This window comes from Kribbella sp. CA-247076 (assembly GCF_050942445.1).
GTDB lineage: Bacteria > Actinomycetota > Actinomycetes > Propionibacteriales > Kribbellaceae > Kribbella.
The window spans coordinates 4,372,121-4,394,098 of the sequence record NZ_CP192051.1 but is presented as its reverse complement, the minus strand read 5'-3'; the positions used below and the strand labels follow the sequence as shown (position 1 = coordinate 4,394,098).

At 70.6% G+C, this 21,978-nt stretch carries 30 protein-coding genes; 19 read left to right on the top strand and 11 right to left on the bottom strand.

What is annotated here, in order from left to right; translation table 11 throughout:
• Positions 1-13: 13 nt before the first annotated feature.
• Positions 14-829, bottom strand: coding sequence for an SDR family NAD(P)-dependent oxidoreductase (locus tag ACQPYZ_RS20810; RefSeq protein WP_433158425.1), 816 nt, complete (start codon positions 827-829; stop codon positions 14-16).
• A gap of 94 nt (positions 830-923) precedes the next feature.
• Between ACQPYZ_RS20810 and ACQPYZ_RS20805 the strand changes: the two genes are divergently transcribed.
• Positions 924-1,148: a hypothetical protein gene (locus ACQPYZ_RS20805; protein ID WP_433158423.1), complete on the top strand. Its 225-nt coding sequence runs from the start codon at positions 924-926 to the stop codon at positions 1,146-1,148.
• A 15-nt stretch (positions 1,149-1,163) separates the two neighbouring features.
• Here the strand turns inward: ACQPYZ_RS20805 and ACQPYZ_RS20800 are convergent, their stop codons facing one another.
• Complete coding sequence (locus tag ACQPYZ_RS20800; protein ID WP_433158421.1) at positions 1,164-1,583, bottom strand: hypothetical protein; 420 nt, start codon at positions 1,581-1,583, stop codon at positions 1,164-1,166.
• 181 nt (positions 1,584-1,764) lie between these two features.
• On the opposite strand from ACQPYZ_RS20800, the gene ACQPYZ_RS20795 reads away from it, so the two are divergent.
• Positions 1,765-2,367, top strand: a complete 603-nt coding sequence (locus tag ACQPYZ_RS20795; protein WP_433158419.1) for a hypothetical protein — start codon at positions 1,765-1,767, stop codon at positions 2,365-2,367.
• On the opposite strand, the gene ACQPYZ_RS20790 is transcribed toward ACQPYZ_RS20795, so the two are convergent.
• On the bottom strand, positions 2,360-3,520 hold the full coding sequence (locus ACQPYZ_RS20790; protein WP_433158416.1) for an MFS transporter: 1,161 nt from the start codon (positions 3,518-3,520) through the stop codon (positions 2,360-2,362). The genes ACQPYZ_RS20795 and ACQPYZ_RS20790 overlap by 8 nt on opposite strands.
• Before the next feature lie 70 nt (positions 3,521-3,590).
• On the opposite strand from ACQPYZ_RS20790, the gene ACQPYZ_RS20785 reads away from it, so the two are divergent.
• The 3 genes from ACQPYZ_RS20785 to ACQPYZ_RS20775 all read left to right on the top strand — a co-directional run bounded on the left by ACQPYZ_RS20785 (position 3,591) and on the right by ACQPYZ_RS20775 (position 6,349).
• Positions 3,591-4,523, top strand: a complete 933-nt coding sequence (locus ACQPYZ_RS20785; RefSeq protein WP_433158414.1) for a LysR family transcriptional regulator — start codon at positions 3,591-3,593, stop codon at positions 4,521-4,523.
• A 72-nt stretch (positions 4,524-4,595) separates the two neighbouring features.
• Positions 4,596-5,708: a carboxylate-amine ligase gene (locus ACQPYZ_RS20780; protein ID WP_433158412.1), complete on the top strand. Its 1,113-nt coding sequence runs from the start codon at positions 4,596-4,598 to the stop codon at positions 5,706-5,708.
• On the top strand, positions 5,705-6,349 hold the full coding sequence (locus tag ACQPYZ_RS20775; RefSeq protein WP_433158410.1) for a HemK2/MTQ2 family protein methyltransferase: 645 nt from the start codon (positions 5,705-5,707) through the stop codon (positions 6,347-6,349). The genes ACQPYZ_RS20780 and ACQPYZ_RS20775 overlap by 4 nt, the downstream gene beginning before the upstream one ends.
• A 5-nt stretch (positions 6,350-6,354) precedes the next feature.
• Here ACQPYZ_RS20775 and ACQPYZ_RS20770 read toward each other — a convergent pair whose 3' ends face one another.
• A complete protein-coding gene (locus ACQPYZ_RS20770; protein ID WP_433158408.1) occupies positions 6,355-6,564 on the bottom strand; it encodes a CDGSH iron-sulfur domain-containing protein in 210 nt (69 codons plus the stop codon).
• 83 nt (positions 6,565-6,647) lie between these two features.
• Between ACQPYZ_RS20770 and ACQPYZ_RS20765 the strand changes: the two genes are divergently transcribed.
• The 5 genes from ACQPYZ_RS20765 (at position 6,648) to ACQPYZ_RS20745 (ending at position 11,435) form a co-directional block, all read left to right on the top strand.
• Entirely contained in the window at positions 6,648-7,640 is a 993-nt protein-coding gene (locus ACQPYZ_RS20765; protein WP_433158405.1) for an iron-containing redox enzyme family protein, read from the top strand.
• A gap of 75 nt (positions 7,641-7,715) precedes the next feature.
• Positions 7,716-8,138: a DUF6458 family protein gene (locus ACQPYZ_RS20760; protein ID WP_433158403.1), complete on the top strand. Its 423-nt coding sequence runs from the start codon at positions 7,716-7,718 to the stop codon at positions 8,136-8,138.
• Positions 8,139-8,215: 77 nt separating this feature from the next.
• Entirely contained in the window at positions 8,216-9,550 is a 1,335-nt protein-coding gene (locus ACQPYZ_RS20755; protein WP_433158400.1) for an ADP-ribosylglycohydrolase family protein, read from the top strand.
• A complete protein-coding gene (locus ACQPYZ_RS20750) occupies positions 9,543-10,304 on the top strand; it encodes a carbohydrate deacetylase (protein WP_433158398.1) in 762 nt (253 codons plus the stop codon). Before ACQPYZ_RS20755 ends, ACQPYZ_RS20750 begins: the two co-directional genes overlap by 8 nt.
• 45 nt (positions 10,305-10,349) lie before the next feature.
• On the top strand, positions 10,350-11,435 hold the full coding sequence (locus tag ACQPYZ_RS20745) for a Vms1/Ankzf1 family peptidyl-tRNA hydrolase (RefSeq protein ID WP_433158395.1): 1,086 nt from the start codon (positions 10,350-10,352) through the stop codon (positions 11,433-11,435).
• Between the two features lie 4 nt (positions 11,436-11,439).
• Here ACQPYZ_RS20745 and ACQPYZ_RS20740 read toward each other — a convergent pair whose 3' ends face one another.
• From ACQPYZ_RS20740 to ACQPYZ_RS20730, 3 genes are read right to left on the bottom strand one after another with little or no spacing between them, the layout of a single operon-like run.
• Positions 11,440-12,186: a GAF and ANTAR domain-containing protein gene (locus ACQPYZ_RS20740; protein ID WP_433158392.1), complete on the bottom strand. Its 747-nt coding sequence runs from the start codon at positions 12,184-12,186 to the stop codon at positions 11,440-11,442.
• A 54-nt stretch (positions 12,187-12,240) separates the two neighbouring features.
• Positions 12,241-12,966: a GAF and ANTAR domain-containing protein gene (locus ACQPYZ_RS20735; protein WP_433158390.1), complete on the bottom strand. Its 726-nt coding sequence runs from the start codon at positions 12,964-12,966 to the stop codon at positions 12,241-12,243.
• Complete coding sequence (locus ACQPYZ_RS20730; RefSeq protein WP_433158387.1) at positions 12,963-13,649, bottom strand: GAF and ANTAR domain-containing protein; 687 nt, start codon at positions 13,647-13,649, stop codon at positions 12,963-12,965. Before ACQPYZ_RS20730 ends, ACQPYZ_RS20735 begins: the two co-directional genes overlap by 4 nt.
• 241 nt (positions 13,650-13,890) lie before the next feature.
• Here ACQPYZ_RS20730 and ACQPYZ_RS20725 point away from each other — a divergent pair, with 241 nt between their 5' ends.
• Both ACQPYZ_RS20725 and ACQPYZ_RS20720 read left to right on the top strand, forming a co-directional pair.
• Positions 13,891-14,106 carry an ANTAR domain-containing protein gene (locus tag ACQPYZ_RS20725; RefSeq protein ID WP_433158385.1) on the top strand — a complete coding sequence of 72 codons (216 nt, stop codon included), beginning with the start codon at positions 13,891-13,893 and terminating at the stop codon, positions 14,104-14,106.
• A 119-nt stretch (positions 14,107-14,225) separates the two neighbouring features.
• The gene (locus ACQPYZ_RS20720) at positions 14,226-14,963 is read left to right on the top strand and encodes a GAF and ANTAR domain-containing protein (protein ID WP_433158382.1); all 738 of its coding nucleotides are present in this window, start codon (positions 14,226-14,228) and stop codon (positions 14,961-14,963) included.
• On the opposite strand, the gene ACQPYZ_RS20715 is transcribed toward ACQPYZ_RS20720, so the two are convergent.
• From ACQPYZ_RS20715 to ACQPYZ_RS20705, 3 genes are all read right to left on the bottom strand, one after another.
• Entirely contained in the window at positions 14,960-15,283 is a 324-nt protein-coding gene (locus ACQPYZ_RS20715; protein WP_433158379.1) for an ANTAR domain-containing protein, read from the bottom strand. The genes ACQPYZ_RS20720 and ACQPYZ_RS20715 overlap by 4 nt on opposite strands.
• Before the next feature lie 113 nt (positions 15,284-15,396).
• On the bottom strand, positions 15,397-16,143 hold the full coding sequence (locus ACQPYZ_RS20710; RefSeq protein WP_433158376.1) for a GAF and ANTAR domain-containing protein: 747 nt from the start codon (positions 16,141-16,143) through the stop codon (positions 15,397-15,399).
• A gap of 72 nt (positions 16,144-16,215) precedes the next feature.
• The gene (locus tag ACQPYZ_RS20705; protein ID WP_433158373.1) at positions 16,216-16,896 is read right to left on the bottom strand and encodes a GAF and ANTAR domain-containing protein; all 681 of its coding nucleotides are present in this window, start codon (positions 16,894-16,896) and stop codon (positions 16,216-16,218) included.
• Between the two features lie 95 nt (positions 16,897-16,991).
• On the opposite strand from ACQPYZ_RS20705, the gene ACQPYZ_RS20700 reads away from it, so the two are divergent.
• The 6 genes from ACQPYZ_RS20700 (at position 16,992) to ACQPYZ_RS20675 (ending at position 20,434) form a co-directional block, all read left to right on the top strand.
• Complete coding sequence (locus tag ACQPYZ_RS20700; protein ID WP_433158371.1) at positions 16,992-17,486, top strand: MarR family winged helix-turn-helix transcriptional regulator; 495 nt, start codon at positions 16,992-16,994, stop codon at positions 17,484-17,486.
• A gap of 67 nt (positions 17,487-17,553) precedes the next feature.
• Positions 17,554-17,856 (top strand): hypothetical protein, encoded by a 303-nt coding sequence (locus ACQPYZ_RS20695; protein ID WP_433158368.1) that lies wholly within the window; start codon positions 17,554-17,556, stop codon positions 17,854-17,856.
• 118 nt (positions 17,857-17,974) lie between these two features.
• Positions 17,975-18,943, top strand: a complete 969-nt coding sequence (locus ACQPYZ_RS20690) for a ring-cleaving dioxygenase (RefSeq protein WP_433158366.1) — start codon at positions 17,975-17,977, stop codon at positions 18,941-18,943.
• On the top strand, positions 18,940-19,578 hold the full coding sequence (locus ACQPYZ_RS20685; RefSeq protein ID WP_433158364.1) for an alpha/beta hydrolase: 639 nt from the start codon (positions 18,940-18,942) through the stop codon (positions 19,576-19,578). Before ACQPYZ_RS20690 ends, ACQPYZ_RS20685 begins: the two co-directional genes overlap by 4 nt.
• Positions 19,579-19,662: 84 nt before the next feature.
• Positions 19,663-20,094, top strand: a complete 432-nt coding sequence (locus ACQPYZ_RS20680; RefSeq protein WP_433158361.1) for a DUF6325 family protein — start codon at positions 19,663-19,665, stop codon at positions 20,092-20,094.
• A 13-nt stretch (positions 20,095-20,107) separates the two neighbouring features.
• Complete coding sequence (locus tag ACQPYZ_RS20675; protein ID WP_433158359.1) at positions 20,108-20,434, top strand: SHOCT domain-containing protein; 327 nt, start codon at positions 20,108-20,110, stop codon at positions 20,432-20,434.
• A gap of 6 nt (positions 20,435-20,440) precedes the next feature.
• On the opposite strand, the gene ACQPYZ_RS20670 is transcribed toward ACQPYZ_RS20675, so the two are convergent.
• A complete protein-coding gene (locus tag ACQPYZ_RS20670) occupies positions 20,441-20,902 on the bottom strand; it encodes an SHOCT domain-containing protein (protein WP_433158357.1) in 462 nt (153 codons plus the stop codon).
• Between the two features lie 138 nt (positions 20,903-21,040).
• On the opposite strand from ACQPYZ_RS20670, the gene ACQPYZ_RS20665 reads away from it, so the two are divergent.
• Positions 21,041-21,973 (top strand): HAD family hydrolase, encoded by a 933-nt coding sequence (locus ACQPYZ_RS20665; RefSeq protein WP_433158355.1) that lies wholly within the window; start codon positions 21,041-21,043, stop codon positions 21,971-21,973.
• Positions 21,974-21,978 lie beyond the last annotated feature (5 nt).

Genomic DNA, 21,978 nt, shown 5'->3' with positions numbered 1-21,978 from the left:
CTAGTGCAGAGTGTCAGCCGCCCTTCGGCTCCGCCATCTTCCGGTGGGCCGCGGCCTTGAGCTTGTCCGGCACGACCTTGTTCGCCAGCTCCTGCGCCTTCGTCATCAGCGACTCGGCGACGACCCGGTCCCGGCCGGCCATCATCGCCTCGAACCCCTGGCGGGCGACCTCGGCGGGGTCGTCCTTGCTGTCCGACTGGCCGACGCGGGTGTCCTCCATCCCGGCCCGGCGGAAGAACTGCGTGTCGGTGGGTCCCGGCATCAGCGAGGTCACCGTGACCGGTGAGTCCTTGAGCTCGTCCTGCAGGGCTTCGGCGAAGGACTGCAGGAACGACTTGCTGGCGTTGTACACCGCGTGGTACGAGCCCGGCAGCGTGGACGCGATCGACGAGGTGATCAGCATGCGGCCCTCCTCGCGGGCGACCATGTCGCGCAGCAGCGGCTTGGCGAGGGCGACGGTCGACTTCACGTTCAGGTCGATCAGCCGCAGCTCGGCGGCCAGGTCGTTCTCGGTGAACGAGCCGCCGGCCCCGATGCCCGCGTTGAGTGCGGCTGCCACGAGCGGACGGTCGCCGACGCAGGTGACGAGGCGCTGGATCCCTTCGGGGGTCGCCAGGTCGGCGCGCACCGCCTCGACCTGCACCGAGCGTTCGCCCGCGGTCCGCAGCTCGGGCGCGACGGTCTCGATGCCGTCGTCCTCCGCCGCGATCACGAGATCGTAGCCGTGCTTGGCGAACTGCCGGGCGAGTTCCAGCCCGATGCCGCTGGACGCTCCGGTGACCAGGGCAAGTCCGGTCCAGGCCGCGTTTTCTGTGTCGCTGTGAGTCATGGTCACGCGGTACCCGAGGTGGCGGCCTGCATGTACGCCGGGGGTTGGAGCGGGGACGCCGGGGTACCGAGGCGTTTTCGATCAGGAGGCGATGATGGGTGCTCCGCTGTGGATCCTGGTGATGGTGCTGGTGCTGGCGGCCGTCGCCTTCGTGCTCTGGGCGTTGTTCGCCGCCGGCCGGGGTGCCGTGTCGGGCGCGCAGTCGATCAAGGGACACGACTCGAACGAGACCGCCGCCCATTCGACCGAGCACACCAAGATCCGGAACGTCGACACCACCCCACCCGACGACGATCGCCCCAGCGGCTCCGGACGCTGAGGAGCGGCCCCGCGGTCAGTTGGCCGCGGGATCGGGGAGGACTTCGATGAGGCCGCCGCGGACGTTCCCTTCGGCGGCCTGGGCGAGCAGGCGGTCGACGAGGTGGCTGCCCGGCGTACCTGCGCCTGGTGGAATCAGGAGGAAGAGGGCCACACCGGTCGCGCGGGTGATCGAGCGCCACTTGGCCGGAACATCGACCGTGGCGAGCGGGTAGATGTCCTCGCCCAGCGACCGCAGTCGGGTGAGCACGGTCCCGACCGTGTAGACAGTGAGACCGGCCGCACGGCTCCACGTTCCGCTGGACAGGGCCGCGACCGACACCGGGGACCCGACGGACAGCACCGGGTCGTCCGCCGGTGGCTGCACCACGAGGAGAGCGACCTCACCGGCGCCCGGCACCTGCGCGATCGCCGTACACCATCCCCAGTTTGTCATGGGCGATGCGCCTCCTCGGTCGACGGGCACCCGCCGTACCCGAGGCGCCACCCTGGAAACCCGACGGTTGGTTGCTCTAGGCAACGGCGTGCCGAAATCGGGCAAGATCTGGGGTTAGTGCCGCGCCGGTGGGGGTACTTGAAGTCCTCCCGCCCGTGAGGATCCCCTGTCTGGAGGTCGGATGGCCGCCTACCGCGTCATCTGGCGAGTTGTCTGTGGTCTGTTGATCGCGGCCGGCGTGGTGGCCGGATTGTTCGTCCTGCCGCTGAAGGTCTGGGTCCTGGTCGGGTTGGTCGCCGTCTTCGTGGCGTTTCTGACGGTTGTCAGTCGCTCGGGGAAGGACAGGGAGAGGAGTACGCCGGACGTCGAGACCCTCCTGCGGGCGCTCCTCGCCGGGGTCGCCGTGATCGCGGTCCTCGGTCTTGGCGCCGTACTGCACGGCAACGTCGTTCTGCTGCTTCTGCTGGTCGGCGCCACTTCGCCGCGCGTGGTCGGCCGGGTGCTGCCGCGCGTCACCGGAGCGCCGGCATCACCGGCTCGAGCTGTCAGCACGCGGCAGTTGTGCCGGGAGTGGCATGACAGCTACCTCTCGTTGAGGCAGGCCAGGACGCCGGCGGCCCGGCTGAGGATCGTGCTGGCGCGACAGCAGTGCCTGGACGAGCTCGAACGCCGTGACCCCGACGGTCTGCAGGCCTGGCTGGCGTCCGCCGCCAGCGCCGGCGGCGACCCCGCCCGCTACCTCACCGACACCCGCCCGGAGAACCCACCCGACCAACTCACCTGACTCCCGCAGGTGACTTCAGGGCCCTGCGAGCGAGAGCAGCTGTCAGGGTGGCCGCGCCGGTGAGCACGGTCAGGGCCACGGTGAGGCTGCTGCGGCCGGCGACGCCGCTGATGAGGACCGGCCCGGTGAACGCGCCGAGGTAGCCCATCGTGCTGACCGCGGCGATCGCCGACGATCGCGACCCCGATCCCGCGAGGCCCGGAGCGGCGGCGAGCACGGTGGGCGCGACCAGCGCCACGCCCGCGCCGACGATCGACCAGCCGGCAACGGCGACCACGACGCCGGCGATCGAGCCGAGGACGCCCGAGACGGCGGTCGGCGCGACGACGACGAGCACGGTCCCGGCCGCCGCCGTGACTGCGCTGACCCGGACCGCGCGCGCCCGTCCGTACCGGTCGACGATGCGATCCCCGCCGTACCGGACGACCGCCATCATCACGACGAACAGCGTGTACGCCGCCGCGGCGACCGCGGGATGCGCGTCGTGCTGGCTGCTGAGGTCGATCGCGGCCCAGTTGCTCGCGCCGCCCTCCACCAGGAAGCCGCAGAAGGCCACCGCTCCGGGCAACCACAACCGCCGGTCGGGCCGGCCGAGCTGCCGATCCCTGGAAGTCGCTGCCGGCAATCGGCCGGCGACCAGGCACCCCAGGCAACCGCACAGCACGGCAATCGCCGCGAAATGCACCCACAGCGGTACGTCGAGCGCGGCGCCGATCACCGCCCCGAGTCCACCGATCAGCAGTCCGGCACTCTGCCCGGCATGCAGGCTCGAGAGCAACGGCCGCCCGTACTCGGCCTCGACCTCGATCCCGGCGGTGTTCATGGCCACGTCGATCACACTGTTCAAGGCTGCCCAGATCGCGGCGGCTGTCGCCAGCCAGAGCAGGGTTGGGGCGAACGCCAACGCGGCCAGTAGGGCGGGAAAGCACGCCAGGCCCAGCCGGAGACTCCACCGACTGCCGTACCGCCCGACCAGGAGCCCGCCCACAGGCAACCCGATCAGCGCACCGGCTTCGATGGCCAGGACGACGAGGCCGAGCCGCCCGGTCGACAGCTCCAGCCGGGCCTGGGTGGCCGGCAGCCGGCCGGCCCAGGTCGCGGAGACCAGACCGGTGAGCACGAAGGTGACGAGCACCGCGCGGTACGAGTTCATGGATCCAGTCGAACGGAGCCGAGTTCATACCTCAAATGCCGATCCGGCATGGCAGTTCTAAGCTGAGAACATGCTTGAGGTCGACAAGCTCACGACGTTCCGGGCCGTGGTGCGGCACGGCTCGTTCTCGGCCGCGGCCAAGTCGCTCAACCTGACCCAGCCCGCGGTTTCCCGGCAGGTGTCCCTGCTCGAGCGCCGGCTGGGGACGCAGTTGGTGGTCCGGACCCATCGTGGCGTGCGGGTCACGGACGCGGGATCGCTCCTGCTGCAGCACACCGACGCCGTGCTCAACCGGCTCGCCGTCGCCGAGTGGGAGATCGGCCAGTTGGCCGGCCTCCGCGGTGGCACCGTCCGTCTCGGTTCGTTCTTCACCGCGCTCGTCGTGCTCTCGTCCGAGCTCGCCGTCGTCTTCGAGGAGCGGCATCCCGGCCTGACCATCGCCGACGACCTGGTCAACCGCGACGAGGCGGTGAGCAAGCTGATCCGGGGCGCGCTCGACGTCGCGATCGTCTTCGAGTACGCCGAGGAGCCGACGGCGACCGTGGCCGGGGTCGAGGTCGTGCCGCTGTTCGACGATCCACTGACCGTCCTGCTGCCGGCCCGGCATCCGTTGGCGCACCGGGCCGAGCTCGAGCTGTCCGAACTGACCGGCGACACCTGGATCCGGGCCCACACCGGCTCGGCCGCGCGGCTCGTCGACCGGCTGCTGACCGGTCTGCCGGCCCGACCGCGGATCCGGCTGGCGGGGAACGGGGACGAGCCGATCGAGGCGCAGGCGCTGGTCGCGGCGGGCGCCGGCATCACGTTCGCCCACCGGTTGAACGTCGTACTCGAACCGGATCAGGTCGTGGTCAAGCCTCTCAGCGGCCGGCGCGAGCTCCGCCACATCCAGGCGGCCTGCCTTCCCGGGGACCGGCCACCTGCCGTCGCCGCGACCCTCGCGGCGCTGGAGGAAATGGGCGGCGCCGCAGCTGAAGACTGCGGGCGTGCATGGGGTGGGTAACCGGGGGTGCGGGTTCAGAGGTGAGCCTTCGGAGGCCGGTGGATTTGGTGCCGGTGTGGACTGGAGGCTTGTGTGGCTGAGTCTGTCCGCCCTGCCGATCGTGAGGCGCTCAGCGGCGAGCGGTTGCGGTCGGTGTTCTCGGGGACCGTTGCCGGGACGGTGGGGTTCGAGGAGGAGCTGCTGCTGGTCGACCGGGGCACGTGGTTGCCCGTGGACGCGGCGGCGGTGCTGGCGGGCGTCGGGGATCCCCGGGTGAAGCCGGAGCTTCCTGCGTGCCAGTTGGAGATTGCGACCTCGGTGCACGAGAAGGTGGCGGACGCCGTCGACGAGCTGCGGTCCTGCCGCGCGCTGATCGCCAGTGCCTGCGGAACCGACGTAGCTGCGATCGCTGCTCCCGTACACCCGCTCCTCGACGGACCTACCCCGTTGTCGCCGACGAAGCGCGCCGCCGAGCTCGGCGCCCGTTACCGGGAGGCGATCGGCCGGCAGTTGGTGTCCTCGTTGCAGGTCCACCTGGCCTTCGGCGACGCCGACTGCACGTTGAGTGTCTACCACGCGCTGCGAGACCTCCTGCCCGAGCTGGCCGCACTGGCCGCGGCCGCCCCCTTCGCAGGTGGACGCGACACCGGTCTGTGCTCGGTACGCCCGTTGGTCGCATCCGCACTGCCCCGCCAAGGGGTCCCGCCGATCATCACCTCGTGGGACGACTTCGCCGAAGACCTCGCCTGGGCCGTCCGCGGAGGCGCCGTGACCGACGCGTCGGAGTGGTGGTGGGAGCTAAGGCCGCACCTGCGCTTCGGCACGCTCGAGCTGCGCGTCCTCGACGTCCAGGCGACCGTCGAGCAGACCAGCGCGATCGCCCGGTTCGTGCACGCGCTCTCGGCCCGGCTGGCCGACCTGCATCATCTCGGCGACCTCCAGCCGCCCGCGCCGACCTGGCGGATCGCCGAGAACCGGTGGGCCGCTCTCCGCGACGGCGTTCGTGGCGAGCTCCTCGACCTGCGGACCGGCGAGGCCGTGCCGACCCGCCGCCGTCTGCACGACCTCGTCGACGCCGCCGAACCGCATGCGCCCGGCGGTCTGGACGACGTACGCGAGCTCATCGAACACCCACCGGTCGACCACCTCAAGGCGCTCGGGCCCGAGCGTGTCGTCCCTTGGCTCGCGGAGGTGTTCACCCCGTGAAACTGCTCACCCTGCCGGGCGTCTTCGCCCCGATCTCCGACTCGCTCATGCTCGCCGACGCGATCCGTCACGAGGCCGTCGGCCCGGGCGGCCGGGCGCTCGACGTCTGCACCGGAAGTGGTGTCCTCGCGCTCGCCGCGGCGGAGGGCGGGGCCGCGACGACCGCGGTCGACGTCTCCCGGCGTGCGCTGCTCACGGTCCGGCTCAACGCGATGCGGTCGGGTCTGCACGTCCGTACGCTCCGCGGCCGGACCTTCGCGCCGGTCGCCGGTGAGCGGTTCGACCTGATCGCCAGCAATCCGCCGTACGTGCCGTCATCGCGGCACGGCGTACCCCGGTACGGCGCCAGTCGTGCGTGGGCGGCGGGTCGCGACGGGCGGCTCATCCTCGACGAGCTGTGCGACGCGGCTCCGGCTCATCTCCGGCCCGGAGGAGTCCTGCTGCTCGTGCACTCGTCGATCATCGGCATCGACGCCACCTTCCAGCGGCTGCGCCGGGCCGGCCTGGTGGACGCCGAGGTGCGCGCCTGCGTACGCGGCCCGCTAGGTCCCTTGATGCGCGCGCAGCAGGCGGCCGGGGCGATCCCCGCCGACCTCGAGGAAGAGGACGTGGTGATCATCCGGGCGCGGGCGCCCCGATGACAGGCTCAGCTTGCCGGGCTGTGCCGGGTGAGCGTGTGCGTGCCGTCGCAGAACGGCGGGATGCCGGTCCGGCCGCAGCGGCAGAGCGCGATGGTACGGCGTTCGGCCGGGATCGGCTCGCCGTTCTCGTCCAGGAGCTGGAAGTCGCCCCTGACCAGGATCGGACCGTCCGGGTAGGCACGGATCTCGGTCCCGCTGTCGTCCTTCGAGGTCATGCACCGGCAGTACCCATCCGGTCCCCGATCTCACCCGGTTTTCCGGCGGGTACCGGCTCGCTGCCCCTCGAGAGGAGATCTGCATGCAGCTACCACCGCCACGTGGGCCGCTCAGCGCCTGGTTGAACCACCGGCTCACGGGCGGCGACGACGGAGCCGCGACCGTCGAGGTCACGCCGTCCCTCCGGCCGTTCGCCGACGAGGACCTGCAGCTGGCCCTCTGGGTCGCTTACGAGCTGCAGTACCGCGGGTTCGAGCACGTCGACCCCGATCGCCAGTGGGATCCGGAGGTCATTGCCTTCCGCACCCGGTTGGAGCGGCCATGGGTCGACTGGCTCGAAGCCAGCTGCCGGATCCGTCCGACCGGTGAGCCGGTAGCGGTCCAGTTGCGCGCGCTGATCGACGCCGACGACGGTCCCCGGCTGGCGCCGTACCTGCGCCGGCATGCCACCAAGGACCGGTTCCGTCAGTTCGTCCTGCACCGATCGGTCTACCAGCTCAAGGAGGCCGACCCGCACAGTTTCGGCATCCCGCGGCTGGACGGCTCCGCCAAGGCGGCCCTCGTCGAGATCGAGGCGGACGAGTACGGCGGCGGTCGCCGGGAGCGGATGCACTCCGAACTGTTCCGTACGACGATGCGCTGGCTCGGGCTCGACGACAGCTACGGGTACTACGTCCCGGAGGTGCCGGCCGTCACGCTGGCGGTGTCCAACGTGATGTCGCTGTTCGCGATCCACCGCCGATGGACCGGCGCGCTCCTCGGGCACCTCGCGGCCCTCGAGATGACGTCGACGCTGCCGAACCGCCAGTACGCCGCCGGCGCGGCCAGGCTCGGTGCGTCGGAGGAGGAAGCCCGCTACTTCACCGAGCACGTCGAGGCGGACGCGGTCCACGAGCAGATCGCGGCGCACGATCTCTGCGGCAGCTACGTGGCCGAGCATCCCGAAGCCATCGGCGACGTACTGTTCGGGGCCCAGTGCTCGCTTGCCGTCGACAACCTTTTCGCCGAGCACCTGTTGAGCACGTGGAAGGTGTCCGGCAGGCACCTGCGCAGACCCGCTGCGGCCGCGAGCTGAGCTCGGTGGGTTCACGGTGGGTGACGCTGGGTACCGGTCGGGCAGGGCAGTCCTGGCGATCCTGGAGGCGTTGAGATGAGTATCGGAGCCGGCATCTTCCTGATCGCGGCGGGGGCGATCCTTGCCTTCGGCATCCGCGACGACCGCGGCACGCTGGATCTGAACGTCGTCGGTGTGATCGTCATGCTCGCGGGCGCCGCCGGGATCTGGCTGTCGTACTACATCACCAACCAGCGCCGCCGCGTGCGCACCCAGTCGCTGGACCCGGCCGTCGAGGAGGAGTACCGCTCGGTCGAGGAGTCCACGGCGGCGCCCGCCGAACCGCAGGCCGACCGGGTCACCGAGACGTCGACCGAGCGTCGGATCGAGCTCGACCCGTCGGCGAGCGGTCTGCAGACACCCGCTCCCGACCGGACGGTGCCCAGCACGCCTGAGCCGCCGGTCCGGCAGGGAAACACCCGTCGACGGGTGTTGCACCGGTTCCGCGACCGGCGCTGAACCTGCGAGATCCTCGCCGTCGTGATGTGCTGAACCTGATCCTGGTCCGGTCCGACGTATGACGGCTGAGGTGCAGCGTGCACGACGTACTCGATCCGCGGGATGTCGTTCTCGACGAAGCGGAGCACTTGATCCACAGCGGCTATCCGGCCGAGCAGTTGCAGGCGGAGGCGCGCGACGCCGCGTCCCGGAACGACCTGGCCGAGCTCGAGGACATCGAACGACGGCTCGGTCGGCTGGAACGCAATCGCGACTGGCCGTACGACGAGCCCGACGACGACTCGACCTTGCACGGACTGGCCGACGCCGCGCCCGAACTGGAAGTGCCACGCGACGCGTTGGCCGACCGGATCCGGGGCTGCTGGCTCGGCCGGACCGTGGGCAACACCCTGGGCAAACCGGTCGAGGGCCTGAGCCGCGGCGAGATCGAGATCTACCTGAAGGCGGCCGGCCACTGGCCGCAGACCGGCTATCTGCCGCTGCTCGACCCGCTGCCCGATGGCGTGCCGACCCTGCACCCGTCGGCCCTCACCGCGACGGCCGGCCGCTTCGTCGACGTTCCGCGTGACGACGACATCGACTGGACGATCATGGGGCTCCACCTGCTGGAGACGTACGGGCGTGAGCTGACGACGGACCAGATCGCCAGGGAATGGCTGGACCGCATGCCGTTCACGCAGACGTACACGGCCGAGCGGGCGGCGTACCGGAACCTCGTCCACGGCCTGCGACCACCGGCCACCGCCGTGCACCGCAACCCGTATCGCGAATGGATCGGCGCACTGATCAGAGGCGACGCCTTCGGCCTGGTCAGCCCGGGACGGCTCGGTGAGGCCGCCCGCCTGGCGCTGGTGGACGCCCGGCTGACCCACGTCGCCAACGGCGTGTACGGCGAGCTGTGGGCCGCCGGCCTGGTGTCGGCAGCGCTGGCGACCGGCTCGGTCCACGAGGCGATGCGGGCGGCGAAGTCCCTGATCCCGGCCGGGTCGCGCCTCGTCGTGGCGCTGGACGCGGTCGAGAGGTTGTACGACGCCGGCGCCGGCCACACCGCCGCGCTCGACTGGGTCGACCACGAGCTCGGCCACCTGTCGTGGGTCCACACGGTCAACAACGCCGCCCTGATCGCGGCCGGGTTGCTGTGGGGCGACAGCTTCATGGACGCGGTCGGCATCACGATCTCGGGAGGCCGGGACACCGACTCGAACGCGGCCACGGTCGGCAGTGTGTACGGCGCCGCCCACGGTGCGGGCGGCGTACCGGAGGAACTCGTCGGGACGACGCACGTCCGGGTGCGCAGCGCGGTCCGTGACTTCGACCGGATCACCATCGACGAGTTGACCGAGCGGACCCTCCGGCTGGCGTCGGACGAGGTACGGTCGACGTCCGCCGACCAGAGGAGCTCCCGTGGCTGACGACATCAGGCTGATCGTTCAGGGTGACGACTTCGGGATGTGTCACGCCGTCAACGCCGGCACGGTGCAGGCGTTCCGGGAGGGGATTCTGACGCAGGCCTCCACGATGGCCGCGTGCCCGTGGTTCACCGAGGCCGCGGCGCTGGCGCGTCGGTTCGACATTCCGCTCGGGGTCCATCAGACGTTGACCTGCGAGTGGGACCACCTGCGCTGGCGGCCGCTGACCGATGGTTCGTCGCTGGTCGGCGACGACGGCACGTTCCGCCGGACGGTCGCCGACGCCCGCGCGGTGGTGACGCACGACGACGCCGTCCGCGAACTCTCCGCCCAGGTGGCGAAGTTCGCGGCCGAGGGGCTGACGGTCGACTACCTCGACGTCCACATGGGCGAGAGCGCGCCGTCGGCGTACGCCGAGATCTCGAGCGCCGCGGGGAAGCCGTACATCTACGGGCCCGAGGAGTCGCAGCGGTTCGCATCGATCGCGATCCTCAGTGACCGGGACGCGGACACCAAGAAGCCGTGGGTGCTTGATCACCTCGCCGGGCTGACGCCGGGCGTGCACCTGCTGGTGACGCACTGCGCCGCCGCCGAGCCCGAGCTCGCCGCGATGCATGCTCCCGGCACGGAGACCTACCGCTGGGCCGAGGAGTACCGGCTGTCGGACCAGGCCGTCGTCACCGATCCCGCGATTCGCAAGGCGATCGAGGAGCGCGGCATCCGGCTGGTCTCGATGCGCGACGCCTTCGCCGCATGATCTCCTCCCCGGGTTACCCGTCCGGCCGGTGGGTACCCGGGCGGCATGGACATGACTCGACTCAGCCCGGTCTACCAGGGTGAAGGACCGTTCGCGAGTGTGCTCCTCGACGTGAGCCGTGACTCGGAGTCCGGCGAGCAGGAGCACGAGCTGAGGGTGCGGGCGGCCGGTGAGGAACTGGCCCAGGCGGGTGCGCCGGAGAGTGTGGTCGACCTGGTCACCGAGCGGCTGGCCGAGAGGGTCGAGACTCCGGCTCCGGTGGCCCGGATGGTCGTCGCTCACGACGGAGGCGTGGTGTTCGACGAGGTGACGCATCAACGCGTCGACCAGCCGGTGATCAGCTGGACCCCGCTGCCCGATCTGGCCACCTGGGCAGGGCTGGCGGAGCGGAACATCCGGTTCGTGCTGGCGCTGGTGGACCACGAAGGCGGTGACCTCGCGGTCTACAACTCCGACGTCCCCGAGCCGGAGTCCGAGGTGTCCGCGGGCGGCGAGACCCATCACGTGCACAAGGTGCCCGTCGGCGGGTGGTCCGCGCTGCGGTACCAGCACGAGACAGAGAACGTCTGGCAGCGCAACGCCGACGCCGTGGTGGAGAAGCTCGAGTCCCTGATCGGCGAGGGGATGCGGCTGGTCCTGGTCGCCGGCGACCCGCGGTCCACGGGACAGGTGCTGGAAGGGCTGGAGAAGTCGAAGGCGACCGTGATCCAGTTGGCGTCCGGTGGCCGGTCCCAGGACGGCGGCGACGAGGCACAGCAGCAGGCGATCCGTGAGGCTCTGATGGAGTACTCCGTGGCGCGGCGGCTGGAGCTCGTCCATCGGTTGAAGGACCGGCTGGGGCAGGACTTCGCGGTGGCCACCGGGGTGAAGGACGTCGCGGAAGCGTTCGTCCGCGGCCAGGTGGAGACGCTGCTCCTCGATCCCGGCGCGGCGGCCGGGTTCGAGCTGGTGACGCGGGACCACCCGGGCCTCGACCTCGGCGCCGTACCCGACGACGAATCGGTCAGGGCCGATCAGGCGATGCTGGCGGCGGCGGTCCGGACCGGCGCGGGCGTGACCGTGCTCCCGCGGGCCGCGCTCGGCGGCGCACCGGTCGCGGCGTTGCTGCGGTGGGACGACAATCAGTCCTGACGCGTCAGCGCGGCAGTTTTCGCGTCTCGATGAGCTGCTGGGCGACGTCGCGAAGCTTCGTGTTGGTGTCCTGTGAGTAGCGCTTGAGGACCTCGAAGGCGCGGTCGCCGTCGATCCCGTAGCGCTCCATCAGGATGCCCATCGCCTGGCCGACGAGCTTGCGGGCGTCGACGGCCTGGGCCATCGACTCGTCGTGCCGGGCGTTCGCGACCGCGACCGAGGCGTGCCGTGCGAGGATGCGCGCGACGGCCTCGTCGTCGGCGTCGAACGCGTCCGGCTCGATGCTGTAGAGACCGAGTACGCCGATCGTGCCCGTCGCCGTGGTCAGCGGGACGTCCAGCACCGTGCGGACGCCCAGCTCGCGGACCTTCGCGGTCCACTCCGGCCAGCGCTCGTCGGTGGCGGTGTCCGCGATCAGGATGGAGGCTTGTCCGCGCATCGCCTCGACCAGCGGTCCGCGCCGGGTGCTCAGCTGGAGCTTGTAGATCTCGGCGACGACCGGGTCGGTCACCGCGGGGATCTCCGGACCACCGCGGACGGAGAGCGCGACGCCGGCGTGCGAGCAGTTGAGCGCCTGGAGCGCGAACTCGACCACCGTGTCCACGGTCTCCTGGACACCGCTGGTGTCGTGCAACTCGACTGCCAGCCGGGCGAACTGGTCGGCGGTCGCACTGATGGCGTCGAGCGTGGTTTTCTCGGGCTCCGCGGGCACGTCACGCCCCGCAGGCCTCTGGAAACTGGCCTGATCCATGCGCCCCATCATGCCTCAGCCGTCACTGCCCGGCCCGGAGGCACGGAGGACCGCTCAGGATCCGGCGGCCCGGGCGACCACGTCGGCCGCGGTGGTGGTGAGTGGTTCGCCGCGGTCCCTGGCGAGGTCGACGAGGCGGTCGAAGGCCGCGTCCATCGTCACGTTCTCGGTGTACGCGACCACGCCCTTGGCCCGCTCGATGGTCGCGCGGTCGGCGAGCGCGGCCCGGGTCTGGGCGGCGATCGCGGCGGGTGTGGTCGGACGCGTGTGGATGACGATAAGGCAGGCGACGTCCGCGAACGCCTGGGAGACCAGCTCCTGCTCGTCAGTCAGCGGGCGCCCGGCCAGGAACAGGTTGACGGCGCCGAGCGTGCGGCCGTGCCAGGTCATCGGCGCCGCGTGCACGCCGTCGAAGCCGGCCGCCGCGAAGGCGTCCCGGAGGGTCGGCCAGCGCGCGGCGATGCCGTCCAGGCCGGTGACCGTGACGGACCGGCCGGACCTGATGCAGTCCGGTCCCGGGCCCTCGTCGACCTGCAACTGGTAGAGCTCGAGATGCTCCGCCCGGTGGTTGGTGGCGCTGAGGAACTCCAGCCGGCCGGTGTCGGGCTCCGTCAGCAGGATGCCTGCCGCCGTCGCGTCGACGCTGTCCGCGCAGTTGTGCAGCAGATTGGTGATCGAGCCGATGACGTCGTGATCCGTGACCAGCGCGGCCGTGGCGGCCGCCAGACCGCGCACCGCCCGCTCTGGCAGTGGTGCCTGGGTGGGGCCGTGGCTGGTCATGCTTCTCCTCGGAAGTCGAGTTGCCGGGTGACGACCAGGTGGGCGACCTCGGCCAGGCTGGTGTCGTGGGCGTACGCGTGGGCGCGCAGGATGGCCAGCGCGTCCTCCGGCTGGATGCGCAACTGGACGACCACCATCCCGGTCGCCTGGTGGACCTCGGCCCTGGCCGACCAGCGGCCGTCGGACTCGGGGTCGTCGGTCAGTTCCGGATCGCGCAGCAACGCCGCGCCGATCGCGGCGGCCAGGAACAGTGCGGCATCGTCGGACTCGGTCGGCCCGTCGTCGGTAAAGTACGCGGCCAGTACGCCGAACTGCTGGCCGCCCGGCCGCATCGGAACGGCCTGGATCGTCGTCGGGCCGACCCGCTGCCAGGCAGCACGGCTGAACTCCGGCCAGCGCGGGTCGGGCTGCTCGCGCACGATCGTCGTCACCGGAGCCAGGTCACGGGAGGCGGTGAGGCACGGACCCTGGCCGAGTACGTCCTGGAGATCCTCGAGCTCACCCGCCCGGTCGTCGGTGGCGCTCAGGGTCAAGCGAGAGGTTCCCTCCTCGACGGCGATCCAGGCGCCGGCCGCGTTGAGGATCAACCGGGCCGCGTCGCACAGACGGTCGGCCAGGTGCCGGTGGGCGTTGGCCGCGGCCAGCCGGGCCAGCTGCGCCAGGATCTCTGTCCGATCCGTCATCCGGAACACACCTCCACCGGCGATCTTCCGGCCGTACGTCGTACCCACCTGAGCCTACTCACGTCCCGGGCTACCCGCCTTCCGACCCACCCGAGGCGGCCGGCACCGCGACGGCATGCCCGGCCGAGCGTAGGGTGGACGTGTCGTCGGCACCTCGCATCCGTCGCTCAGGACGGTTCGTCGGCGGTTCTCGACCGAACAGGCCAGGATCAGCGGTTCTGGTCGTGGAAGGTCGTGCCCCATGGGCACAGCCGACGACGATGTCAACGTTTTCGACCCCGCTCGGATCGACGAGGCGGCGACGCGGTCGATCGCCCAGGCTCAGGGCGTGCTGATCGAGCGGTACGACCTGAGCGCGGACGGCGCGATGACCGTGCTGGCCGGCCGGGCGCGCGACGCCGGTATCCCGACCGTGGAGGCAGCGCGGTGGCTGCTCACCGCCGGCACGCTGCCGTGAGCCGCGGCACGCTGCCCTGAGCCGGGGCGCCCTGCCGTGAGCCGCGGGCGCGGGGATCGAGTCGAAACCGGAAGCGTCGAACGGGGTGCGAACGGCGTCCGGCGAGGCATCATGGCGGTATGGACACGGTCGGGCTCGGGACGGGCGGACGCCCAGTCGAACGCCGGGTCGATACTGCCCGCTCCCGGTCCACCGCGGATGAATTCGCGCGGCTGGCGGTCGAGTTGCACGCTGCCGGGGGAGTCGAATCGACCGTCGAAGCGGTGGTCGAGTTCGCCCTGCACGCCGTGGGCTGCGACTACGCGGGGATCTTGCTGGTGGCAACGACCGGCGTCGTCGAGATCGGCGCGGTCACCGATCCGATGGTTGAGACGATCTACCGCAGCCAGCTCGACGCGGGGGAGGGCCCGGCGCTGGCAGCCCTGGAGGAACGGGCCATCTTGGTCATCCAGGACGCGTCCGTGGACGACCGCTGGCCGCGGTGGCGGTCGGTGGTCGGTGCGCTCGGCATCGGGGGCCTGATGCACGTCCCGATGCGGGCGGGCCAGCGGGTGATCGGCGTGCTGTCGCTGTACAAACGCCGTACGGAGTGTTTCGACGCTGACGACGAGGCCATCGCGCAGATCCTGGCGCGGCACGCCTCGGTCGCGGTGGCCACAGCACGCCACGAGGAGACCTGGGCGCGGGCGGTGGACGCGCGCAAGCTGGTCGGCCAGGCGATGGGCATCCTGATGGAGCGGTTCGACCTGGACAGCGACCAGGCGTTCGGCGTACTGCGGCGCTACTCCCAGCACACCAACACGAAGCTCCGCGACGTCGCGCAGCAGCTGATCGAGACCCGGAAGCTCCCGCACTAGGGCGTCGGGGCCGGCTCCTCGATGTCCGCGCCGATGTCTGGGCCGATGTCCGGGCCGATGTCCGGGCCGGCGGCAACGACGGCGGGAAGGGTACGCAAGGCTTCTTCGAGGGTCCGGGCCACGGCAGCGTCGACGAAGGTGTCAGCACCTTGCCAGACTTGGCGCACGAGCACCTCAGCGACCACTTCCGGTGACCGACGGCAGCTGCGGGCCCAGGTGGCGATCAAAGCGTCTGCCTGTGCGGCGGTGACGCCGTACCACTCCTGCAGGAGATGCTGTGCCTGCTCCGAGCACGGTCGGACCGCATCGGACGGGATCATGGCGGTGGCCTGTTCCTCGAAAGCCGGTCCGCGTCCGGCTGCTGTGTAACCGGTGGACCAACGGATCATCCGGTACCCCGGACGCCCGAGGCGCATTCGTCGCGGGCGGTGACCTAGTGGAGCCGGCCGGATTCGGCGTCGCGGACGATCTCGTCGGCGATGTCGCGGAGTTTGCGATTCGACTGCTGACTGAAGCGGACCAGGACCGCGAACGCCCGGTCGGCGCCGAGCTGGTAGCGCTCCATCAGGATCCCGACGGCCTCACCGATGGCTCCCCGCGTCTCGAGCGCCGACTCCAACTGTTCGGCGTGCTGCGCTCCGGCGTAGGCGACGGCGGCGTGCGCGGCGAACAACTTGCCGACATGTTCGGAGTCTTCCCCGAAGGCCCGCGGACGGCTGCTGTAGAGGTTGAGCGCACCCAGGTTGTCGCCCTCGACGTACAGCTGGAACGACAGCATGCTCCGGGCGCCCAACTCGGCGGCGCGGGCCGAGAACGCCGGCCAGCGCTGCTCACTCGCGAGGTCGTCGACCCGGACCATCTTCTGGTCCCAGATCGCGTCCAGACAAGGTCCTTCGCCGACCGCGGTCATCAGCTTGTCGACACGTTTCGGCAGGTCGCTCGACGCGGCTTTGTGCTCGATCCGGTGGCGGGCGATCACGTCGGTGATCGAGCCCTCCTCGACGCCGGGAATCAGCGCGATCGCGGCCGTCACCATCTCGGCCAGGACCTCACTCGGGTCGCTCAGCCGCTGCAGCTGCCGGGCCAGGTCGCTGAGCTCGTCGGCCAGCTCGCCCGGTCCGAGCTTCCGCGCCTGCGGATCCGGCTCGCGCTCACGGTCACCCGACGGTGCGGGGTCCATCTCCTCACCTCCCCGCCTTGCACTGTACGCCGCCCCCGGCCGGCATCACGAGCTACGAGGATCGGGGCCGGCTCACTTCGTCATCTGCTTGCTGTTGGCAACTATCTGCTCGGCGATCGCGCGGAGTTTCTGGTTGCCGTGCTGGGAGAGCCGGGTGAGGAAGGCGAACGCGCGGTCGTCGCTGAGTTTGTAGCGCTCCATCACGATGCCCACGGCCTGGCCGATCAGCCCGCGGGTGCGAACGGCCTCCTGCAGGTTCTCGATCTCGCGCGCGTAGTCGATCGCGATCGCGGACTGGTGCCGGAACAGCGTCGCCAGGACGCCGAGGTCGCCGAAGGCGCCGGTCTCGTGGGCGTAGAGATTGAGCGCGCCGCGGGACTTCGGGGCGTCGAAGAGCCGGAGGCCCGCCTGGGCGTTGATGCCGGCCGACACTGCGGTCGCCGCGTACCGCGGAAAGCGCTGGTCGTTGGCGAGGTCGGGAGAGACGACATGCACGGTGTCCGCGGCCGCTTCGTAGCACGGTCCTTCCTGCAACTCGTACTGTGCGGCGTCGACACCCCAGAGCAGGTCGTCGGTCGGCGCGACGGTCTCGAGTTTGCCGTCCGCGTGCAGGATGGTGATGCTCGCGTAGTCGACGTCCGGCAGCACTTCGACCGCCGCCTGCGTGATGCGGCTCAAGGTGTGGTCGAGGTCCCCAGGTGTCAGAGACCTGGACATCCCCTGCATGAGTTCGAGAAGTCGCTGGTCGTCCATTCCATCTCTGTACCCCTTCGCGTGCGCACAACGCGTGCCGCTGAGGAAGGGCCGAACCTGCTAGATTAGTGTACTAACAATTAGGAGGAATCCCCGTGGAGGAGCCGGTGAACGACATCGACCCGCTGGACCTGGAGAACCAGGTGTGCTTCGCGCTGGCGGTGGCCTCGCGCAGTGTGATCGCGGTCTACCGGCCCTTGCTCGAGCCGCTCGGTCTCACCCACCCGCAGTACCTGGTGATGCTGTCGCTGTGGCAGCACGCGCCACTGTCGGTCAAGGAGCTGGGCCGGCTGCTGCAACTCGAGCCGGCCACGCTGTCGCCGCTGCTGAAACGCCTCGAAGCGACCGGGTACGTCGAGCGTCCGCGCGCGAGTGGTGACGAACGCTCACTGGCGGTCACGCTGACCCCGGCGGGCTGGCGGCTGCGCCGTCAGGCCGAGAAGATCCCCGGCACGATCGTCGACCGGCTGGGCATGGAGGTCTCCGAACTCCAGCACCTGCACCAGGTCCTGACCCGGGTGATCGGCGCGGCCAACGAGGCGAACGGCGTCCGCCGCCCGACGCCGGGGGACCTGTCGGCCACCGGCTGATCCAGGGGTGGCCGATGTCACGGCTCCAGGACGATTAGTACCCTAATCATTCGCGTACACTGGGAGCATGTCCACCAGGCCCGTCAGGAGCCGTCGCAGAGCTCCGATGCACATCGAGACCGTGCAGCGCTGGGTCGCCTCGGCGATCCTCTTCCACGTCGGCAGCGTCCCCGCCGTCACCCTCGCCGTCTACGCCATCGGCGTCGCGGCCACCGACTACGGCAAGGGCGTCGGCCTGTGGCTGATGTCCGGCGTCATCGGTCTGCTGACGGTGGCCGGCATCCTGCTCATCTTCCGGCGTTCGCTGCTGTCGTGGTGGATGGTCACCGGCATCCTGCCGACGGCCGTCACCGGTTTCTACGTTCTCTGACCCCTGCCGTCCGGGCCCGGAAGGGACCCCGCTGTCGTCGCCGGCCACATCCGGTCGTACCGTCGAAGAGCGGCGGCTCTCGTCGTACCAGGTCTGCGGACTGGGAGGGAAATGAGCGATGGACACCTCGGTCGCACCGCACGGACTGCATCACGTCACCGCGATTGCGGAAGATCCGCAGCGCAACGTCGACTTCTACACCACGGTGCTGGGGCTCCGCCTGGTGAAACGAACCGTCAACTTCGACGCACCCGACACCTACCACCTGTACTACGGCGATTCCTCGGGCCGGCCGTCGACCCTGCTCACGTTCTTCCCGTGGCCGGGGGCGCCGTACGGCCGGCAGGGCACCGGCCTGACGACCGCCACCGCGTTCAGCATCCCGCCCGAATCCCTTGGGTGGTGGCAGAAGCGGCTGCAGAAACTCGGCGTCGACGCCGACGATCCGGAGGCCCGTTCCGAGGAGGAGGTCCTGCGGCTCCGCGATCCCGACGGCCTGGTGATCGAGCTGGTCGCCTCCGACGGCGACACCCGGTCCGGGTGGGACGGGGTCGCCGCGATCCCGTTCGACAGCGCGATCCGCGGCCTGTTCTCGGTCACCATGACCGAGCAGGTGCTCGGCCCGACCGCCGAGATGCTGGCCGGCATGCTCGGCATGAAGCACGGCCAGGACATGACCGACGGATCCCGGTTCGTGATGTCCGGGGGAGCCGAGGGTACGGCGGTCGACGTCCAGGCCAGCCGGAAGTCGCGCGGACTCCAAGCGGCCGGAACCGTACACCACATCGCCTTCCGGGCCCCTGACGGCGAGACCCAGGCCAAGTGGCGCGAGCAGCTGCTCGAGGCCGGAGTCCAGGTCACCGAGATCCTCGACCGGCAGTACTTCACCTCGATCTACTTCCGCGAACCGGGTGGCGTCCTGCTCGAGATCGCGACCGACCAGCCGGGCTTCACCGTCGACGAACCGCTGCTGGAGCTCGGCCAGCACCTGAAGCTCCCGCCCTGGCTCGAGCCGAACCGCGACCAGATCCAGGCCTCGCTACCGTCCCTGCGGGTGCCTCCGCCACCGGACGAGATCGACCGATGAGCGACGACCCGCTCCAGCGGCCGCACGTCTGGCAGCCCGGCACGTCCTCGCCGCCGCTCCTGCTGCTGCACGGCACCGGCGGCGACGAGCACGATCTGCTCGTCCTCCGACAGCACCTGGCGCCGGACGCGCCGGTGCTGTCGCCGCGGGGAACCGTGTCGGAGCACGGGATGGCCCGGTTCTTCCGCAGGCATGAGGAGGGCGTGTTCGACGAGGACGACCTCCGGCTGCGCGCCGACGAGCTGGCGACGTTCCTGACGGCGGCCGAGCAGAAGTACGACGTCCCCGCGGGCTCCTGGTTGGCGGTCGGTTTCTCCAACGGCGCGAACATGGCGTCCGCGCTTCTTCTCCGCCACCCCGAGTCCCTGGCCGGCGCCGTACTCCTGGCCGCCATGGTCCCGTTCGCCGCCGACGAGCCCGAGGACCAGGCCCTGGCCGGCAAGCGGGTCCTGATCGTCAACGGCACCACCGACCCGATGGCCACGGCCGACCAGACCACCAGACTCACCGCCCAGCTCCGCCGCCACGCGGCCGACGTCGACGTCCTGTCCTTCCCCGGCGGCCACACCATCGACCCTCGCCAGCTACCCCGCATCAAGGAGTTCGTCGACACGACGGCGGGCCGGCAGAGGTAGCACTCATCCAGCGCGGGTGATGCTGCGGCCAGGACGCCGCTGGAAGGTTGGGGGAGTCCACCGATCTGCCAGGGGTGAGTGACCATGACGGCTGCGAACGTGCACGGACCCATCGACTTCGTGCTCGTGGAGTTCCCCGGGGACAAGCTGACCAGCGAACCGGCCGAGGCGGTCGCGGACCTGGTCGAGCGCGGTGTGGTCCGGTTGTACGACCTGCTGGTGATCAGCAAGGAGTCCGACGGATCGATCCGGGAGCTGGAGCTGACCGAGTCGCGGTCGGGTGCGTTCACGATGTTCGCCGGCGCCCGCTCGGGACTGCTCGGTGAGGACGACGTCCGGGAGGCGGCGGCCGCGATGGAACCGGGGACGGTGGCGGCGGTGATCGTCTACGAGAACAGCTGGGCCGTGCCGTTCGTCGCGGCCGTCCGTGGCAGCGGTGGCGAGCTGATCGCCAGTGCGCGGATCCCGGCAGCCGATGTGACGGCCCTGCTCGACACGCTCGAGCCGGCCGGGTGAGGAGAGAACCACGATGCCCGGACTCTTGCGGGGAATCGCCAGGACCGCGGTCGTGGCGGGTACGGCGACGGCGGTCTCGGGCCGCGTCCAGCGCCGCCAGGCCGAACGCTACGCCGAACGGGACGCGGCGATCGCGGCCGAGCGCGAGCAGGCCTACGGGCAGCAGTTCGCGGCCCAGCAGTCCGTCGCGCCACAACCGGCGCCGCCCGTCGCGCAACAACCGACGGCACCGGCCGCGGATCCGATCCAGCAACTCAAGGACCTGGCCGAGCTGAAGGCCCAGGGGATCCTCACCGACGAGGAGTTCGCCTTGCAGAAGGCGCGCATCCTCGGCGGCTGATCCGCCCTACACCGCTCCGGAAGCCCGGGTCTCACCGCGCGACTCGCGCGGCTCGGCTGCGTGGCCGTTGCCGACCGTCGTGGTGGAGCCGAGGATCTGCCCCTTCAGCGTGTCGTACTCGGCCTGCGTGATCGCACCGGAGTCGAGCAGCGACCGGGCCTGGCTGATCTGGTCGGCCGGGGACGGGGTGCTCTGGCCGGCGACCTGGCGGATGTAGTCCTCCTGCCGCTGCCGGGTCTCCTCGGCGTCGCGCGCCGTACGGTCGGCCATCCCGCGGCCGCGGGCGATCAGGTAGACGAGCGCGGTCAGCAGGGGCGCGACGAACAGCGCGACCACCCAGACCGCCTTGACCCACCCGGACATGGCTTTGTCGCGGAACAGGTCGGCGAAGATCCAGAAGAGCATCATCAGGTACGCGACGAACGCGAAACTGACGACGATGAACCAGATGACATCCCAGAACGACATGGTCGGTCCCTTCTGCGGACATGGTCTCGGGGCAGGCCTGACACGCCCCTTGTGCGGAGTGTCCGCCGGCACGGCCGGGATCCGCCTCATCTGCTCCGGGTGAACCGCACCGCGCCCGGCGCCCCGGACACTGTGGCCATGACCGGCGACTACCTGACGTCATGGCGTGACGGCGTTGCGAAAGAGGCCGTGCACGGGTTCGTCGCCCGCGTCACGGACCCGGCCACGAGCGACTTCCTCCCGGCCGAGGACCGGGTGGCGGTGTTCGACAACGACGGCACGCTGTGGTGTGAGAAGCCGATGCCGATCCAGCTCGACTTCATCCTGCGCCGTTTCCTCGTCCAGGCCGAGGAGGATCCGGAGCTGCGGGACCGGCAGCCGTGGAAGGCGGCGTACACGCACGACTACGGCTGGCTCGGGGACGCGATGACCAAGCACTACACCGGCGACGACAGTGACCTGAAGCTGCTGCTCGACGCCCACCAGCAGGCCTTCGGCGGGATGAGCGTCGACGAGTACGCGCGCCAGGTGCACGAGTTCCTCGACACGGCCGCGCACCCGACGATGAAACGGTCCTACCGGGACTGTGTGTTCCTGCCGATGGTCGAGCTGCTGCGGTTCCTGGAGTCGCACGGCTTCGCGACGTACATCGCGAGCGGCGGTGACCGCGACTTCATGCGCCCGGCGGCCGGCCCGCTGTACGGCATCCCGCCGGACCGGGTGATCGGCAGCAGCTTCGGGCTGCGGTACGTCGAGGACGCGCGCGGCGGCGCGGTGATGTACAAGGCCAGTGTGGACTTCTTCGACGACGGGCCGGAGAAGCCGGTGCGGATCTGGAGCCGGATCGGACGCCGGCCGGTGCTCGCCGGTGGCAACGCGAACGGCGACGTACCGATGCTGCACTTCGCCGGCGGCCCGGCCCGGCCGGCGCTGCGGCTGCTCGTGCTGCACGACGACGCCGACCGCGAGTTCGCGTACGTCGCCGGCGCCGAGCAGGCCCTGGACCGGGCCAGGGACCAGGGATGGACCGTGGTCAGCATGAAGGACGACTGGGACACGGTGTTCGGCTGACGGTC

What these genes read in the sequence shown, in the direction of transcription:
- ACQPYZ_RS20810 (WP_433158425.1), bottom strand. Translation starts at nt 829, where the DNA reads ATGACTCACAGCGACACAGAAAACGCGGCCTGGACCGGACTTGCCCTG.
- ACQPYZ_RS20805 (WP_433158423.1), top strand. Translation starts at nt 924, where the DNA reads ATGGGTGCTCCGCTGTGGATCCTGGTGATGGTGCTGGTGCTGGCGGCC.
- ACQPYZ_RS20800 (WP_433158421.1), bottom strand. Translation starts at nt 1,583, where the DNA reads ATGACAAACTGGGGATGGTGTACGGCGATCGCGCAGGTGCCGGGCGCC.
- ACQPYZ_RS20795 (WP_433158419.1), top strand. Translation starts at nt 1,765, where the DNA reads ATGGCCGCCTACCGCGTCATCTGGCGAGTTGTCTGTGGTCTGTTGATC.
- ACQPYZ_RS20790 (WP_433158416.1), bottom strand. Translation starts at nt 3,520, where the DNA reads ATGAACTCGTACCGCGCGGTGCTCGTCACCTTCGTGCTCACCGGTCTG.
- ACQPYZ_RS20785 (WP_433158414.1), top strand. Translation starts at nt 3,591, where the DNA reads ATGCTTGAGGTCGACAAGCTCACGACGTTCCGGGCCGTGGTGCGGCAC.
- ACQPYZ_RS20770 (WP_433158408.1), bottom strand. Translation starts at nt 6,564, where the DNA reads ATGACCTCGAAGGACGACAGCGGGACCGAGATCCGTGCCTACCCGGAC.
- ACQPYZ_RS20765 (WP_433158405.1), top strand. Translation starts at nt 6,648, where the DNA reads ATGCAGCTACCACCGCCACGTGGGCCGCTCAGCGCCTGGTTGAACCAC.
- ACQPYZ_RS20760 (WP_433158403.1), top strand. Translation starts at nt 7,716, where the DNA reads ATGAGTATCGGAGCCGGCATCTTCCTGATCGCGGCGGGGGCGATCCTT.
- ACQPYZ_RS20745 (WP_433158395.1), top strand. Translation starts at nt 10,350, where the DNA reads ATGGACATGACTCGACTCAGCCCGGTCTACCAGGGTGAAGGACCGTTC.
- ACQPYZ_RS20740 (WP_433158392.1), bottom strand. Translation starts at nt 12,186, where the DNA reads ATGGATCAGGCCAGTTTCCAGAGGCCTGCGGGGCGTGACGTGCCCGCG.
- ACQPYZ_RS20735 (WP_433158390.1), bottom strand. Translation starts at nt 12,966, where the DNA reads ATGACCAGCCACGGCCCCACCCAGGCACCACTGCCAGAGCGGGCGGTG.
- ACQPYZ_RS20730 (WP_433158387.1), bottom strand. Translation starts at nt 13,649, where the DNA reads ATGACGGATCGGACAGAGATCCTGGCGCAGCTGGCCCGGCTGGCCGCG.
- ACQPYZ_RS20725 (WP_433158385.1), top strand. Translation starts at nt 13,891, where the DNA reads ATGGGCACAGCCGACGACGATGTCAACGTTTTCGACCCCGCTCGGATC.
- ACQPYZ_RS20720 (WP_433158382.1), top strand. Translation starts at nt 14,226, where the DNA reads ATGGACACGGTCGGGCTCGGGACGGGCGGACGCCCAGTCGAACGCCGG.
- ACQPYZ_RS20715 (WP_433158379.1), bottom strand. Translation starts at nt 15,283, where the DNA reads ATGATCCCGTCCGATGCGGTCCGACCGTGCTCGGAGCAGGCACAGCAT.
- ACQPYZ_RS20710 (WP_433158376.1), bottom strand. Translation starts at nt 16,143, where the DNA reads ATGGACCCCGCACCGTCGGGTGACCGTGAGCGCGAGCCGGATCCGCAG.
- ACQPYZ_RS20705 (WP_433158373.1), bottom strand. Translation starts at nt 16,896, where the DNA reads ATGGACGACCAGCGACTTCTCGAACTCATGCAGGGGATGTCCAGGTCT.
- ACQPYZ_RS20695 (WP_433158368.1), top strand. Translation starts at nt 17,554, where the DNA reads ATGTCCACCAGGCCCGTCAGGAGCCGTCGCAGAGCTCCGATGCACATC.
- ACQPYZ_RS20690 (WP_433158366.1), top strand. Translation starts at nt 17,975, where the DNA reads ATGGACACCTCGGTCGCACCGCACGGACTGCATCACGTCACCGCGATT.
- ACQPYZ_RS20685 (WP_433158364.1), top strand. Translation starts at nt 18,940, where the DNA reads ATGAGCGACGACCCGCTCCAGCGGCCGCACGTCTGGCAGCCCGGCACG.
- ACQPYZ_RS20680 (WP_433158361.1), top strand. Translation starts at nt 19,663, where the DNA reads ATGACGGCTGCGAACGTGCACGGACCCATCGACTTCGTGCTCGTGGAG.
- ACQPYZ_RS20675 (WP_433158359.1), top strand. Translation starts at nt 20,108, where the DNA reads ATGCCCGGACTCTTGCGGGGAATCGCCAGGACCGCGGTCGTGGCGGGT.
- ACQPYZ_RS20670 (WP_433158357.1), bottom strand. Translation starts at nt 20,902, where the DNA reads ATGTCGTTCTGGGATGTCATCTGGTTCATCGTCGTCAGTTTCGCGTTC.
- ACQPYZ_RS20665 (WP_433158355.1), top strand. Translation starts at nt 21,041, where the DNA reads ATGACCGGCGACTACCTGACGTCATGGCGTGACGGCGTTGCGAAAGAG.